This is a genomic window from Paraburkholderia sp. GAS448, assembly GCF_050435685.1.
GTDB lineage: Bacteria > Pseudomonadota > Gammaproteobacteria > Burkholderiales > Burkholderiaceae > Paraburkholderia.
The window spans coordinates 34,368-48,873 of sequence record NZ_JBNDKT010000010.1; the positions used below are offsets into that span (position 1 = coordinate 34,368).

Annotated in this window: 14 protein-coding genes and 1 riboswitch; of the genes, 1 reads left to right on the forward strand and 13 read right to left on the reverse strand. The window is 65.5% G+C overall.

The features are described 5' to 3' along the window. Nucleotides 1-8 precede the first annotated feature (8 nt). The 12 genes from P3T23_RS19465 to P3T23_RS19520 are packed head-to-tail and all read right to left on the reverse strand — an operon-like array spanning nt 9 to nt 12,360. Nucleotides 9-1,193: a beta-ketoacyl-[acyl-carrier-protein] synthase family protein gene (locus P3T23_RS19465; protein WP_429317783.1), complete on the reverse strand. Its 1,185-nt coding sequence runs from the start codon at nt 1,191-1,193 to the stop codon at nt 9-11. Next, nucleotides 1,190-3,589, reverse strand: coding sequence for an MMPL family transporter (locus tag P3T23_RS19470; protein WP_429317963.1), 2,400 nt, complete (start codon nt 3,587-3,589; stop codon nt 1,190-1,192). The genes P3T23_RS19465 and P3T23_RS19470 overlap by 4 nt, the downstream gene beginning before the upstream one ends. Then, nucleotides 3,589-4,260, reverse strand: a complete 672-nt coding sequence (locus P3T23_RS19475; protein ID WP_429317784.1) for an outer membrane lipoprotein carrier protein LolA — start codon at nt 4,258-4,260, stop codon at nt 3,589-3,591. The genes P3T23_RS19470 and P3T23_RS19475 overlap by 1 nt, the downstream gene beginning before the upstream one ends. Then, entirely contained in the window at nt 4,248-4,679 is a 432-nt protein-coding gene (locus P3T23_RS19480; RefSeq protein WP_429317785.1) for an acyl-CoA thioesterase, read from the reverse strand. Before P3T23_RS19480 ends, P3T23_RS19475 begins: the two co-directional genes overlap by 13 nt. Next, on the reverse strand, nt 4,672-6,267 hold the full coding sequence (locus P3T23_RS19485; RefSeq protein ID WP_429317786.1) for an HAL/PAL/TAL family ammonia-lyase: 1,596 nt from the start codon (nt 6,265-6,267) through the stop codon (nt 4,672-4,674). Before P3T23_RS19485 ends, P3T23_RS19480 begins: the two co-directional genes overlap by 8 nt. Beyond that, complete coding sequence (locus P3T23_RS19490) at nt 6,254-8,035, reverse strand: glycosyltransferase family 2 protein (RefSeq protein ID WP_429317787.1); 1,782 nt, start codon at nt 8,033-8,035, stop codon at nt 6,254-6,256. Before P3T23_RS19490 ends, P3T23_RS19485 begins: the two co-directional genes overlap by 14 nt. Continuing rightward, nucleotides 8,032-9,720 carry an AMP-binding protein gene (locus P3T23_RS19495; protein WP_429317964.1) on the reverse strand — a complete coding sequence of 563 codons (1,689 nt, stop codon included), beginning with the start codon at nt 9,718-9,720 and terminating at the stop codon, nt 8,032-8,034. The genes P3T23_RS19490 and P3T23_RS19495 overlap by 4 nt, the downstream gene beginning before the upstream one ends. Then, entirely contained in the window at nt 9,717-10,358 is a 642-nt protein-coding gene (locus P3T23_RS19500; RefSeq protein ID WP_429317788.1) for a hypothetical protein, read from the reverse strand. The genes P3T23_RS19495 and P3T23_RS19500 overlap by 4 nt, the downstream gene beginning before the upstream one ends. Continuing rightward, a complete protein-coding gene (locus tag P3T23_RS19505; RefSeq protein WP_429317789.1) occupies nt 10,358-10,609 on the reverse strand; it encodes an acyl carrier protein in 252 nt (83 codons plus the stop codon). The genes P3T23_RS19500 and P3T23_RS19505 overlap by 1 nt, the downstream gene beginning before the upstream one ends. Before the next feature lie 3 nt (nt 10,610-10,612). Beyond that, the gene (locus tag P3T23_RS19510) at nt 10,613-10,912 is read right to left on the reverse strand and encodes a phosphopantetheine-binding protein (protein ID WP_133662146.1); all 300 of its coding nucleotides are present in this window, start codon (nt 10,910-10,912) and stop codon (nt 10,613-10,615) included. Then, on the reverse strand, nt 10,887-11,681 hold the full coding sequence (locus P3T23_RS19515; RefSeq protein ID WP_429317790.1) for a lysophospholipid acyltransferase family protein: 795 nt from the start codon (nt 11,679-11,681) through the stop codon (nt 10,887-10,889). The genes P3T23_RS19510 and P3T23_RS19515 overlap by 26 nt, the downstream gene beginning before the upstream one ends. Then, a complete protein-coding gene (locus P3T23_RS19520) occupies nt 11,665-12,360 on the reverse strand; it encodes a beta-ketoacyl synthase chain length factor (RefSeq protein WP_429317965.1) in 696 nt (231 codons plus the stop codon). Before P3T23_RS19520 ends, P3T23_RS19515 begins: the two co-directional genes overlap by 17 nt. 458 nt (nt 12,361-12,818) lie before the next feature. Further along, a riboswitch (yybP-ykoY riboswitch) is annotated at nt 12,819-13,034 on the forward strand. Between the two features lie 11 nt (nt 13,035-13,045). Here P3T23_RS19520 and P3T23_RS19525 point away from each other — a divergent pair. Next, nucleotides 13,046-13,618: a TMEM165/GDT1 family protein gene (locus P3T23_RS19525; RefSeq protein ID WP_429317791.1), complete on the forward strand. Its 573-nt coding sequence runs from the start codon at nt 13,046-13,048 to the stop codon at nt 13,616-13,618. Nucleotides 13,619-13,720: 102 nt separating this feature from the next. Here P3T23_RS19525 and P3T23_RS19530 read toward each other — a convergent pair whose 3' ends face one another. Further along, nucleotides 13,721-14,416, reverse strand: a complete 696-nt coding sequence (locus P3T23_RS19530; RefSeq protein ID WP_429317792.1) for a DUF4136 domain-containing protein — start codon at nt 14,414-14,416, stop codon at nt 13,721-13,723. Nucleotides 14,417-14,506 lie beyond the last annotated feature (90 nt).

Below are 14,506 nucleotides of genomic sequence, written 5' to 3' on the forward strand. Positions count from 1 at the left end.
CGCTTCCGTCATCGTCCAAGGATCAGGCTGACATTGCTGCCGCCGAATGCAAACGAATTGCTCATCACATGTTGCGGGCCAGACGCGCGAGACAGATAGCGTTCGCTCTCGACGAGGTCGAGTGCCGGCAGTTCGGGATCCGCTTCGCCGTCCCACAGATGGCGTGGCAACGCGACGTCATCGCGGGCGAGCGCGAGCCATGCGAAGCCGAGTTCAGTTGCACCGGCCGCGCCGAGCTGGTGACCGGTCAGCGGCTTCGTGCCGCTCGTGGCGACGCCATCCGCGAATACACGCGCCATCAGGCGAGCTTCCATTTCATCGTTCTTGCGTGTGGCGGTCGCGTGCAGATTCACATAGCCAATCGCCGAGGGCGCGAGGCCCGCTTCGGCCAGCGCCGCGCGCAACGCGATCTCACCGCCGACGCCCCGTGGGTCCGGCGCTGAAATATGATGCGCGTCGCTCGATTCACCCGCGCCTGCGAGCACCACCGGTCCTTCTTCACGGCTCATCAGGAACACGGCCGCACCTTCGCCGACGTTGATCCCGCAACGATTGCGGCTCATCGGGTTCGTGCGTGCGCTGCTGGTCGACTCGAGAGACGCGAAGCCCTGAACCGTCAGCTCGCACAGCGAATCGACACCGCCGATGATCACCGCATCGCACAGTTGCAACTGCAGCAGACGGCGCGCCGAAACAAACGCCTTCGCGCTCGATGTGCATGCCGTCGAAATGGTGAAAGCCGGACCGTGAAGGTCGAGCGCGGCGGCCGCGAACGGTGCAGCGGTGCCGATTTCCATCTGCCGGTAGTTGAAGCTCTCGGGCAGCTGTCCCGCCTGCGCCTGGTGGATAAACGCGGTTTCGGCCGCCTCGATCCCCGAGGTGCTGGTGCCCAGTACCACGCCGATCCGGTGTGCGCCGTAGCGCGCACGCGCCGCTTCGATGTGTGGCGAAATCTGTGCAAGTGCGGCCAGCAACAGGCGGTTATTGCGGCAGTCATAGCGTGCCAGCGACGCATGCGGTGCGACATCCAGCGACGCCTTCACGCGACCCACAAACGATTCGCCGGCGCGCATCTGGACCACGCCCATCCCGGGCGACTGCGTCGCCGCGAGCGCCGGCAGGATCGACTCGACATCGTCGCCAAGCGCGTTGATCATGCCGAGCGCGTGTAAATAGACTCGTGGCGCGTTCATGCGACCCTCCTTTCATCCGATGGCATGCCGATCGGCGCGAGCAGCACCGACACGGCAATGCCAAGCGCGAGCGTGGCGCCGAAGCTCTTCAGCGCGGGCATGTCGCTCAAGCCGAGCGAGCCGAACGACAGCAAGGTCGTGGCTGCGGACAGCAGCACGCCGGTCCACACTGCGCCGAGTTCCTGCGGCGCGCGCATGCAGCCTTCGCGCAGGAATACCGCATAGTTTGCGCCTACGCCAAGCACCAGCATCAGCGCGAGCCAGTTGAAGAGATTGAGCGGCACGCGGGCGTAGCCGAACACCGCGAGCGTCACGCCGACCGCCAGCAGCACCGGCAGTGTCAACGCAAGGCCACCACGGGGCCGGTAGCGCAGCATCAAGAGCCCCAGCACGAGCGCCAGTGCGCCCGCGAGCCACAGCCCGCTGTCGACGCGATACGCGCCGAACAGCTTCGACACGCTCGCCGCCTTGTCGACGAAAGTGACGCCCTCCAGCGTCTGCGCGGTCGCCACGAGCGTCGGCTGATTCTCAGGCGTGACGCGCTGCGGAATCACGACCGCAGCATAGCCGTGCGACGGGGCATCGACCGCGCCCAGCCAGAGATGCCGGTACGGCTGCGACCAGGGCGCAGCAAGCCACTGGTCGACACCCAGAACCGAATGCTCCGACTGCGCGTAGGTCTTCAGCCACGTATCGACCACGTCGTCACGGAAACCAGCGTCGGTCAGCATCGTGCGCAAGGCCGCGGGATCGTTGAATACGTGCTGCGCGATCAGCATCCGGTCTTCCTGCTGGCGTTTCGCGGAAGGCACAAAGGAAGTCACCGACTGCCAGCCATCCACCTTCATGTTGGCGGGCAGCGCATCGAGCCGGGTGCCAAGTGCTTCCGCGCGCTGCAGCACGATCTCGGGCGTCTCGCCGCGCACGACGAAGAACTGCGCGCTGTTGTCGACGCCGATCGCGTCGCGCACCTTCTGCTCCTGCGCGACCAGCACTGGATCGCGCTGGATCAGCAGATGGATGTCGTCATCGCTGATGAGCCGCAGCCAGCCAGGCACCGCGACAATCAGAATCAACGCCGCCACGCCCCACGCGCGCCGGCCGCCAATCGCTGCATGCCAGCGCGCCAGCAGCTTCGCCGAGGCAACGAAAAGCCGCCGCGGACGGCGCTTCGGCGGCCGCACCAGCAACGCCGGAAGCAACCACAGCACCGAGGCGAACGCCGTGCAGATGCCGGCTATCGCGAAGCACGCAATCTGCTTGAGCGCCGGAAACGGCACCCAGGCGAGGATCGCGTAGCCGAGCAGGCTCGTGACGAGCGCGACCGTCAGCGCAGGCCGGACCTCGCGGGCACCGCGCCTGGGTTCCCAGTCGTCTCGCGCGCCGAGATAGACGACGAAGTACTGGATCGAGTAGTCGACCGCCTCACCGATCAGGCTCGCGCCGAACACAAGCGTCAGCAGATGGAGCTTGCCGAATACCAGCATCGTCACGGCGAGCGCACAGACGATGCCGAGCGCCGTCGAGACAAATCCGAGCAGCAACAGACGCGGCGAACGGAACACCCACAGCATCAGCATCGCAATCCCGCATGCGGACACCGCGCCGATCAGGTGCACCTCGCGCTCCGACGCGGAACGCGCCGATTCCGCGTAGAACACCGCGCCGGTGCGTGCAAGCGTCACGTCGGGATATTGCTGCCTGAGCGCCGATTCACCGCTTGCGACCGCGTCGAGCACCGCATGCTGGGTCTTCGATTCATAGGCCGAGCCCGGCAGCGTCGCGACGATCAGGACGCTCGTCGCAGCGCCGCGATGCACGACCAGCAGGTTGTCTTCGATTTCCAGATTCGATGTCGCAAGCGGCAGGGTCGCCAGCCAGTGTTCGAGCCAGCCAAACGGATCGTCGGCAACCGGTGTCGAAAGGCCGCCCTGCAGCGGGCTGTACAGACGCCGAAGAAGCGCATCGTGCAGCGCTGAACCGTCGGCAAGCGCCGCGCGATCGGCCGGCGCAAGCAGGTTGAAGCGATACGGCAGGTACAGCCGCGTGATCTGCGCCGGGTCGAATGGCGGCACTTCCGCGATGACCGAGCCGAACGCGCCGCTCTTCGAGAGCGTCGCGCCCAGCGCTTTCGCGGCCGCCTTCGCGTGCGCCGCATCGTTCGCGGTGACGAGAAACACCGTGCGATCGCCGAGCGCAGTAGCGAGCGTATCGACGGCCTGTTCGGCGACGGGGTCGGCTTCGGTGGCCGGCAGCAGAGCCAGCAGATTGGTCTGCAACGGCGACGACGCAGCAAAACGCCACACGCAGTACAGCGTCGCCACGACGGCCAGCAGCAGCCACGCGGCGCGCATGCCCCACGCATGTTTTGTTGCGTGCCGTTGCAACGCGTACATCATTTCGCTCCCAGCAGCGTGCGCTCGGACTGCTGCAGTTCATCGACCGCGCGGCTATTGGCGAACTCGATCTGGGTCACGTCGCCGTTGGCGAGCGTGATGCGCAGCGTCTTCAGATAATCGCCGCCCTCCATCTGCAGACCCTTGATCGCCTGCGCGAGCTGCGGCTGGTTCGGCGTCAACTGCATGCGCCATTGAAGAGGCGTGCCTTCGGCCTTGACGTCGAATTGCGAATACAGCGCCGACAGATCGCCGCCGAGCATGGCGCGCATCATCTTCGAGACCTGCGCGACGCCGCGTGCGCCCTGCGGTGCGTTCGTGTTCACGCGCTGACCCGCTGCGTTGACTTCGGCGACGCCCGCGTCGGTGATGACGTAGGTTGCCTTGTACGGCGTGTCGATCTGCCAGAGGACCCCGCGCTCACGGAAAAACACCAGCGAACCCGTGCTGACGAGCGGCCTGTTCATCGCCGAGAGGGTCTGCGTCTGCGTGAACTGCGCGCGCACGCCCTTCGCCTGAGCGAGCTTGCCCGTGATCTGCTGCACCAGTTGCGTGTCGCCCGCCGATGCGGATGGTGACGCGACAGAAGCAGCGGCAAAAGCGCCAACCGAAGGCAACGCAACAGCGATCAGCGCCGCACAGATGCACGCGCGAAGTTTCAGCGTGACCATGCGCGCTCCAGTTTCTCGAACACCACCGGCGGCGACACGAACTGCAGTTCCTGCGTCGCGGCATCGACCGCCACCTGGATCGTGTAACCCTTCGTCAAACGCGTGCCCGACGCGCAATCGACGATCTCATAGCCGATCTTCAGCCGGTTTTCATACTCGAGCAAGGTCGCGCACACGTCGATTTTCTGGCCGTAGGTTGCCGGCCGCACGTACTTGAGATGCGCCTCGACGATCGGCCACAGATAGCCGGACTGCCGCATCTCGTGATAGTCGTAGTCGAACACGCGCAGCAGCGCCGCGCGGCCGATCTCGAAGTACTTCAGATAGTGCCCGTGCCAGCAGACGTTCATTGCGTCCACGTCATGAAACGGCACTTCGACCGTCGCGCTTGCCGTCAGCACTTTCGCGGATTCAGTCATGCACTGCGTCTCCGCGATAGCCGTCGACCAACGCGCAAGCGGCGATGCGCGCCGTCAACGCGCGCAGGTCGCGCTCCAGTGCGCGGTCTTCGCCGACGAAGGGCGAAGCCGCCGTCACGCGATCGGCAAACGCGCGCAATGGCGCGGGCACCGGCGTCGCCTCGTTGATCCGCAGGCGCAACTGCACAGCCTGCACAGTTGCGAGCGTGTGGGCCGCCGCGACCTGTTCGGTGAGTTCCAGCACGCGCAGGCAATCGCGGGCGGCGATCGTGCCCATGCTCACCTTGTCCTGGTTATGCGCTTCCGTCGAACGGGAAAACACACTGGCGGGCATCGTCTGCTTGAGTGCTTCGGCGGTCCATGCGGACGACGAGATCTGCACGGCCTTGAAGCCATGGTTGATCGGCGCGCGCGCGGCCGATGCGCCCGACAGGTTGCGCGGCAGGCCGTTATTGAACTTGTCGTCGACGAGGAGCGCCAGCTGGCGGTCCATCAGGTCGGCCAGATTCGCGACGGCGACCTTGAGCGAATCCATCGCGAACGCAATGTGGCCGCCATAGAAATTGCCACCGTGCAGCACGCGTTCGCCGTCCGGATCGATCAGCGGGTTGTCGTTGGCGCTGTTCAGTTCGTTCTCGACATCGCGACGCACCCATGACAGCGCATCGCGCGCGACTCCGATCACATGCGGCGCACAGCGGATCGAGTAGCGATCCTGCAACCGATGGCCCGGCGTATCGGCACGGTCGGCGAGATCTTCACGTATCCAGGCGGCCGCTTCGGCCTGGCCTGCGTGCGGCTTCACTTCGAATAGCATCGGGTCGAAATGCGCGGCGCGGCCGTCGAGCGCCACCGTCGACAGCGCTGTCAGGCGTGCGGCCAGCCGGCTCAGGTGATCGGCGCGCGCGTAGGCGAGGCACGCGAGACCCGTCATCACCGCGGTGCCGTTCATCAGCGCGAGGCCCTCCTTCGGTGCGAGCGTCAGCGGCGCGCGTCCGAGCTGTGCCCAGACGCCCGATGCATCGCGCAACTGGCCGTCGAACAGCACGTCACGTTCGCCGATGAGCGCCGCAGCAACGTACGACAGCGGCGTGAGGTCACCGCTCGCGCCCACCGACCCTTCCGACGGAATGCGCGGCAACACGCGATGGTTGATCAGGTCCGCCAGACGCTCGAGCAATACAGGGCGCACACCCGAGAAACCATACGCCAGCGAATTGAGCCGCGCGGCGATGACGGCGAGCGTCTGCGCGTCGTCGAGATGTTGTCCCATGCCGCAGCCGTGATAGCGCGTGAGCTGCAGCGGCAGCGCCTCGACAAGCTCCATCGGCACGTCGACGACACACGCATCGCCATAACCGGTGTTGACGCCGTACACGGTCGCGCCCGAGGCGAGATGCCTGCGCAGAAATTCCGCGCCGCGTTCGATGCGCGAGCGCCACGCAGGATCGCCGCTCAACACTACCGGCACCCGACGCTGTGCGATCGCAACGACCTCTTCGATCGTCAGCCGCCGCCCGCCGATCACGATGGCGTCGGCCCCGATCGCCGCGACCGCGTCGTCGCGGATCAGATCATGTTCGGCCATTCGCGCCTCCGTTGGCGGATTCCGTTGGAAGTGTCCTTGCGGGACGCTCCGCAGGCAGCTCCCGTGGGGAGCGCGCCCAGAAATCGAAAAAATTGAACCATTGAAAAGGAGCCTTGCAGCAGTAATGTTCAAGACGCGCCGCATAGCGTTGCGCCCACGCAGCCAGATGCTGCGCGCGTTCGCGGCGCGGCAGGTCGATGCGCTCCGCGAACGGTTCGAAATAGAGCCGGTATCCCGGGGGTTCCTTGATGCAGAAAAACAGATACACGGGGCAACCCAGCGCATGCGCGAGCACGTAGGGGCCCTGCGCGAACGGCGCGATCTCGCCTAGAAACCGCGCTTCCGTCGTGCGGCCGGATTCGTTTGCCGGCACGCGGTCGCCGACGATCACGAGCAGTTCGCCCGCATCGACGCGCTCCTGCATCATCATCGCGGTCTCGGGACCGAAGTCGCTGACCTCGACGAGGCGCTGCGCAAACTCGCTGTTCGCCGACGCCAGCACGCGGTTGAAACGGCGCGCATGTTCCGTGTAGACGATGGCCGTCACTTTCGCGTGCGCGCCGCGCGTCGCGAGTGCGCGCGTCATTTCCAGGTTACCGAGGTGCGCACCGATCACAAGCGCCCCGCGGCCACTCGCAATCAGCGCTTCGAACGGCTTCGGGTCGTCGAACCGCACGTCGGCCGTGTTGACATGGCCCGACCACGCAGCGAGCTTGTCGAGACCGGACTGCGCGAAGGCGAGCATCTGGCGGTACGCGGAAAGCCAGCCAGGACGCGGCGTCTTCGCGCCGGGCAAAGACACCTGCTGAAGGTGCGTGAAGTAGTCGCGCGACGCGTGGCGTGCGGCGCGCCCCGTCAGCAGGAAATAGGCAACGACCGGATGCAGCCAGAGCGCGGTAAAGCGCATGCCGAACAACCGGCAACTGAGCGCCAGCAACGTCATGCCGAGCGAGCTGCCGCGCTCCGCGATGCCCCACCATGGGCGTGGGCCGTCGCCTTCCTGCGATGCTGGCCGCGATGCGCGGCGCGGCTTCAGCTTGTGCGCGAGCAGTAGCGGAAGCCTCAGGACCATCCCGGTCACAAGCCGCGTATGACTGCGGCTGATGCGCACGTTGTCCCACAGCACGTCGAAGTGCGAGACGCCGTCGGTCGCGTAGGTCACGCGCGTCGGAATCGCGCGGAACGCGATGCGGCGCCAGTGCAGGCGTACGAGAATCTCAATGTCGAAGTCCATGCGCGTCGGCAACTGGACACTGTCGATCAGCGCGCAGGCGACATCGAGCGGATACATCCGGAAACCGCACATCGAATCGCGGATATCGAACGACAGCGTTTCGATCCACACCCACACATGCGTCAGATAGCGGCCATAGAGGCGCGACTTCGGCACGCTTTCGTCATAGACCGGCCGCCCCAGGATCACCGCGCCCGGCTCGGCGCGCGCGGCATCGAGGAAGCGCGGAACATCGGCGGCATCGTGCTGGCCGTCGGCGTCGATCTGCAGCGCATGCGTGTAGCCGGCCGCGCGCGCTGCGCGCAGGCCGGCCATCACCGCCGCGCCCTTGCCGCCGTTGACCGGCAGGCGCAGCAGCGTGAGCTGCCCTGCGTAACGTTCGGCCAGCGCGGCGAGCACCTGCTGGGTCGCCTCGTCGCTGCCGTCGTCGACGACGAAGAGCGGCAGCCCATGCACCACGAGACTGGCAACGGTCGAGCCGATCGCGTCCTTGTGGTTGTAGATCGGGATGACGATACAGGGCGCGAAGTTCATGCGCGCTCCCGATACACAATCACGCCGGACGAGCAGTCGCGCCCCTCATGCCGAAAGTTGAACTGCACGCGACGCCGCGACGCATCGTGCGCGAGCGTCAGGTCCAGTATCGCGCCCGGCAACACCGGCGCCATGAACTTCAGCCGGTCGACCGACGCGATCGCCCGGACGCCCGGAACATGCGCGGAAGCAAGGCGCGCCGCCCAGTCGATCTGCACGACACCCGGCAGGATCGGCAGACCGGGAAAGTGACCGGCGAAGTGGACCAGCGTCGGCGGCACGCGCAGCTCATAGCGCACCGTGTCACCACTGCGTGCTTCGGCGAGCACTTCGACGCCGTCCGCGCGCGCGCCGAACGCAGCGGCAACCGCGGCGACCGGCAGCTTGCCGCGCTCATCGAACGGCAACGCGATCCGGAAGCGCCAGTGACGCGGCAGTACGACGACGTCGAAGTAAGCCGCAAGATGACGGCGCAACGTTTTCGCGAGTGCGAGCCGCCCTTCGCCTTGCAGCGCGTCGCTGCCTGCGTCGGTGAGCGCGACAAGTGCGCCGACGCGCTCGCGCGTCGCGCCTTCAAGCGGCACCACGGCGGCCTGAGCAACGTAGGGGTGCAGCGCGAGCCGTGCTTCGAGTTCGGGCAGCGACACGCGCTTGCCGTCGAGTTTGATCACGCGATCGAGGCGGCCCGCCAGGCGGAAGCGCCCGTCGTCGTCAAAGGAAATTGCGTCGTCGGTACGGTGCCAGCCGTCGTGACCCAGATGCGGCGAACGCACATTGAGCGCGCCGTCTTCGTCGCGACGCACTTCGATCCCGGTCACGGGCTGCCAGGCATCCGATTCGTTTTGCCGGCGCCAGGCGATGCCGCCCGTCTCGGTGCTGCCGTAGATCTCGAACGGAGCTGCACCGAACGCGTTGGCGTATTCAAAAGCGGCTTCGGCGGCAAGCGGGCCGCCCGACGAAAAGAACGCGCGCGGCACCGGGGACAACGTCGCGAATCCGGACAACGCAGGCCAGCGCGACAGTTGCGCAGGTGTAGACACGACCACCGTCGCGCCGCACCTGTCGATACGTTCCTGGAGATGCAACGGTTCGATGCTGATCGTGCGATCGAAGGCGCGCCCTGCAGCAAGCGGCCACAGCACCCGAAACAGCAGTCCGTAGATGTGGTGATGCGGCACGCTCGCGAGCATCGTCGCGTCGCCGACGAGCGCGCCCCATTGCGCTTCGAGCGTGTGCACCTCGGCGTTGAACTGGGCGAGCGTCTTGTGGATCGGCTTCGGTGTGCCACTGCTGCCCGACGTGAACAGCGTGAGCGGCGCATCCGGATCGATCGACGTGCTGCTGTGTTCGACCAGCGGCGCGGGCGTCCCGGGATCCCGCAGATCGGCATCCGTCAGCACCGCATCGAACGCGCCGGACAGGTCGGCCAGATAGCCTGGCGTCGCGTTGGCGGGAATGACCGGCTCCTTGCCGCATGCAAAGAGCGCAAAGAGCGCGGACGCGAAGTCGAACGGATCATCGACACACAGTGCATAACGCCTCGCCGCGGGCTGCGCACGCAGCATCGCGGCAATCGCCCGCACGCGCGCGCGGAACGCGGCGAAATCGAGCAACCTGTCGCCATCGCGGCAAACCGGTGTCGCATCGGCCCGCACTGCGCACAGCAGGTCATGCAGCGCGATCATGCCGCCTCCGAGCGCGCGGCACGCGGCAGCATCACCAGATAGCGCCACGCGATTTCTCCGACCAGCAGCACGCCGACCAGCAAATAGGCAATCGCGCCGTTATAGAGCGACCACGCATCGCGCGTCCAGTAGAACGCCGTGTAAGCCGAAAACGCGCCGTTCACCGCGAAGAACGCACACCAGATCTGCGTGACGCGACGCGTATACAGCACTGCGGGCGCGCTGAGATCAGGCGTGCGGATGCGGGCGAATTTTTCGATCATCGTCGGGCCGCGCACCAGCGTCGCACCGAACGCGATCAGCAAACCGAGATTCACCAGCGAAGGATAGATACGCAGCAACATCTCGCTGTTGGTCAACACGATCGCGGCCGACGCGCAGCTCAGCAAGCCGGCGACCCACCAGTCGACAGTCGTCAAACGACGCAGCGAGGACGCGAAGCTGCCCGTGCCGGCGAAACGCTGCAGCCAGAGAATGGCCAGCAGCATCAGCCCGATATAACGCGGCGTATCCCACTTCCATGCACTCAGGATCAACGCCGGATAGGCCAGCTTCAATAGCACCTGCATGACGCCGCGCGCCAGCGGACGAATCCTGCCGGCGGCCGGCTCCTGCGCACCCGACTGAGCCGGTTGCATCAGCCCTGCGCCGCGAGCAGCGACTCGACTGCGCCGATCACGTCGCCCACCGTGCGCACCGACTTGAATTCTTCCGGCTTGATGCGGCGACCGGTCATTTCCTGCAGCTTGATCGCGAGGTCGACGGCATCGATGCTGTCCAGATCGAGGTCTTCGAACAGATGAGCCTCGGGCGTCACACGCTCAGGCTCTATCGCGAAGTTCTCTTTGAAGATGGCGCGGATGCGCTCAAGGATCTCTGCGTCGGTCACGATTTATTCCCCTTTTTTGACGGTTTCGTCCGCTGCATGCGCCGGCTCGCGCTGGCTCGCGACAAGCGCGGCCAGAGTATTGATCGAGCGGAAGTGCTCGCGCGTGCGTTCGTCGTTTGCAGCAATGGTCAGTTGGTATTGTTTTCGCAAGACGATGCCGATTTCGAGCGCGTCGATCGAATCGAGACCGATACCGTCGGTGTCGAAGAGCGGCGCATCGTCGTCGATGTCGGCAGGGCTCAGGTCTTCCAGATCAAGTGCTTCGATCAGGAGCTGTTTAATTTCCAGTTTTAAAGAATCCATAATCGAACAGATGCTGTGTGATGTGCGCCTCGATAGCGCTGGTCACGGTGCGCGCGGCAATCGCCGGCGGCGTATCGTGGGCGGCAAGACAGTCGACCCCGAGGGGTTCAAGCACGCTAACGCGCATGCGGAATGCACGCGCCGGCACGTCGTACCAGCGCATCTGCTTGGTGAAGGCTGGCGGATCGCAGTCCATCAGCACCGGCAGGATCGGCGCGCCCGCCTTCAGCGCCATGTGCGCGAAGCCGCGTGAAAACGCATGCAGGCGGTTCGGCGCGGGGCTGCGGGTTCCTTCCGGGAAAATGATCATCGTGTAGCCGGCTTCGAGCTGCCGTGAACCGGCTTCGACGAGTTCGACGGGATCGGCATTGCTCACATATTCGGCCGCACGCACGATGCCGTAGAAGCACGGGTTGCTCCAATGCGCGTTCTTCACGACGCAGCACGCGTGCGGCGTGAGCGAGAGTAGCACCATCACGTCGAGGTAAGTCGGGTGATTCGCGACGATGATCGCAGGACGGCGCGTACGCAGCGCGTCGCCGCCCTCTACTTCCAGTTCCATCACGCCGCCGCGCCGCAGCACGGCAACCAGCGCGCGGAAAAACCAGTGGATGACCGTCGTCACCGCAAGCTGACGCGACGCGCGATGCGGCCACAACCACACGAGCGGGAACACGAGCACCGAAAACAGCACGCCGCACACGCCGAACACCACGAAGGCCATGCCGGTGGCGCACAGGCGCCAGGCGAAATCAAGCCGCGCCATCATGCCAGCTCCAGTGCCAGGTCGCGCTCGCGCCTTGCCACGCGGCCGCCGAGTGCGTGTCGAGACAATGCTCCAGCGCCTGGCTCTGCGTCGGAAAGCGGGCGGGCGCAGCGTCCGCCGAAAGCTCGCGGGTGAGCGCGCACGTCAGTTGCCCTTCGGCGCGACCCGCATCCAGCAGGATCGCGAGTGCGCCGCCCTGCACTTCATCTTCGATCGTGCCGTAGGCTGGATCCGCCGGTTCGTCGGCGTAGACGATCAGGACGGGCGTGGCGGGATCGGCCGCGTATTGGGCGTGCGCTTCGAGCATCGCATAACCGACTGTTTCGGCCCCCGCCGAAATGGCGCTGGCCGCTGACCGGTCGCGACGCGCAATGCTGAACACGCCCGTCATCGCGTTGAGAACCGACAGGCTGAACGCGGTCGGCGAAACGGGCTCGCCCGCGCTGATCGTGCGCAGGATGTCGGTGGTACGGCGCAATTCCCCGTGCCGCGACGCGAATACGACCCGCACGCCAGCCAGATCGCCGGTGCAGTCGTGCGCGACCTTGAGCGCCGCCCGCGACAGCGTGCTCAGACGCCGACGCACGATCGGCTCGATAAAGCCAATATCGGGGGCGGTGGCTGCGACGGCAGGCCAGGAAGACCAGCGAGCAACCGGAATGGTCCAGTGCAGATCGGGCATATCGGTGTTCGCGCGATTGAAAGCTGCCAGGGCTACGGGCATCTCACCGCACGCGCCGGCCAACGGCGCGACGTGGACGCATAGCCCAGCTCTAGTAGACGCCAACCGGGGGGTTGATCCAGTCTTGTTATGTGTTCAGCGAATTAACGGCATTCGCCCCGTATTATTTAGGGCCGGGCCGCAAGGCCATGAGGGTTAATTCGACTCGGACTCCCCCGGAATCGCCGGAATCATACTGAATATTCTGGATTAAATCAGCCACAAAAGACGTATCCATCTGTATCCGTGTCGCCTGCGCGACGGAAGGTCAGACAAACTTGTAGATTACCTCCAAAGGCCCGTCATTAATGGGATAACCCTATTCGTCTACCCAGTTCGGCAAGTCGCCCGGCTTTACTTTCTGTAAAACGTTTGCTTCCCGGACGCTTTGCCGCGCGCGCAAACACAGATGCTATAATCCGCCCCTCATTGGGGAGTAGCCGCCCCGCACCACGCCCGCGCAAGCCGAAACGCCTGCGCCGCGCGCGTGACACGCGGGGGCGCCTGTCAACAGACTTGGCCTGTAAGGCCATGGCAGACGCAGCCTCTGGCCTGGCGAGACCGATGATCCACCACCGCCGCAACAGGGCCCGGCGCGTAGTGGGTCGTCGCTCGTTCATATTCCGGCCCGAGGAACCATCACACCGTGCATCAAGCCTTTCTGGTCTCGACCGGCGCTGTCGCGCTCGCTGAAATCGGCGACAAGACGCAACTGCTTTCGCTCGTCCTCGCTGCCCGCTATCGCAAGCCGCTACCGATCATTCTCGGGGTCCTCGTCGCCACGCTGATCAATCACGCGGGCGCCGGCGCGCTGGGCGCATGGCTCGGCACGCTCGTCACACCGACTGTCATGCGCTGGGCGCTCGCCGCCTCGTTCATCGGCATGGGGCTGTGGATTCTCGTGCCGGACAAGCTCGACGACGAGGAAGCCAACACCAACCGCAGCCGGCTCGGCGTGTTCGGCGCGACGGTGGTGACGTTCTTCCTCGCGGAAATGGGCGACAAGACGCAGATCGCCACGGTCGCGCTCGCCGCCCGCTTTCACGACTTCTTCTGGGTGGTTGCAGGAACGACGCTCGGCATGATGATCGCCAACGTGCCGGCGATCCTGCTGGGCGACCGGTTCGCCCACCGGCTGCCGACGAAGCTCGTGCACGGTATCGCCGCAGTCATGTTCGTCGTGCTTGGAGCGCTCGCCCTCTTCGGCGTGGGCGCCTGAGCGGCATCGTTTGCCGATCCTGTCCGCACAAAAAAGCCGGCCTTTGAATTGGCCGGCTGTTTTTCATCCGCGCATCCTGCGCGCTGAATACGGCGGCGCAAGTTACTGCACGACCTTCGGCGCGGAAGCAGGCGCGCCGGAAGCAGGCGACGCCGCCACTTCGTTCGGAGGCACCCCGCCGTTGCTGTCGAGCGGGAGCTTGACGGTCTGCACGGCGCCGTTGCCAAGCGGGAAGCCCGACAGCGCGCTGCGCGCAAGATAAGGCATCGCGCGCACCAGAGACGATTCGGCACCCGAGTTGCGCGCCGTCACGTTGTACACCTCCTTGCCGGTCGCGAGCTCGGTGATGCGGATACCGAGCACATGCGTGTAGACCGGATAGCTCTGATCGACATAGCCCGCCGGGAACGGGCCGAACGGACCCCACGGATCGATCATCGGACGCCCCCAGTAGTAGGGTGCTGGCCACGGGTTGTAGTAGACGGGCTGCGAAACCGTCACCGTATCGCTGCGGATCCCGTAGCTGAGCGCCACCAGATAGCGCGCTTCCGACAGGCTGACGCGCTGGAACGCGTGGGTGGCGAGCTCGTTTGCGACGAGCTGTTCGTAGGTCGACTGTTCGAGATTGTTCTGCTGGTCGGGGCTGCGCCTGAACGCGTAAGTGCGGGTAGCGTCGCTGCCGCTCCAGTCGGAGAAGGCCGTGACCTGGGTTTGCACGTAGGTCGTACAGCCGGAAAGCATCCCTGCCAGTGCCGCCAGTACCAGCGCGGCGCGACGGGTCCATCGGTCGAGCGTCATGGTCTTCCTCGTGTTCTTCAGCTTCTGATCCAGGCCGCGCGTCCAGGCGCGGCGGCCCGATAATACGCTGACCCGCGCCATCGGTAAAAA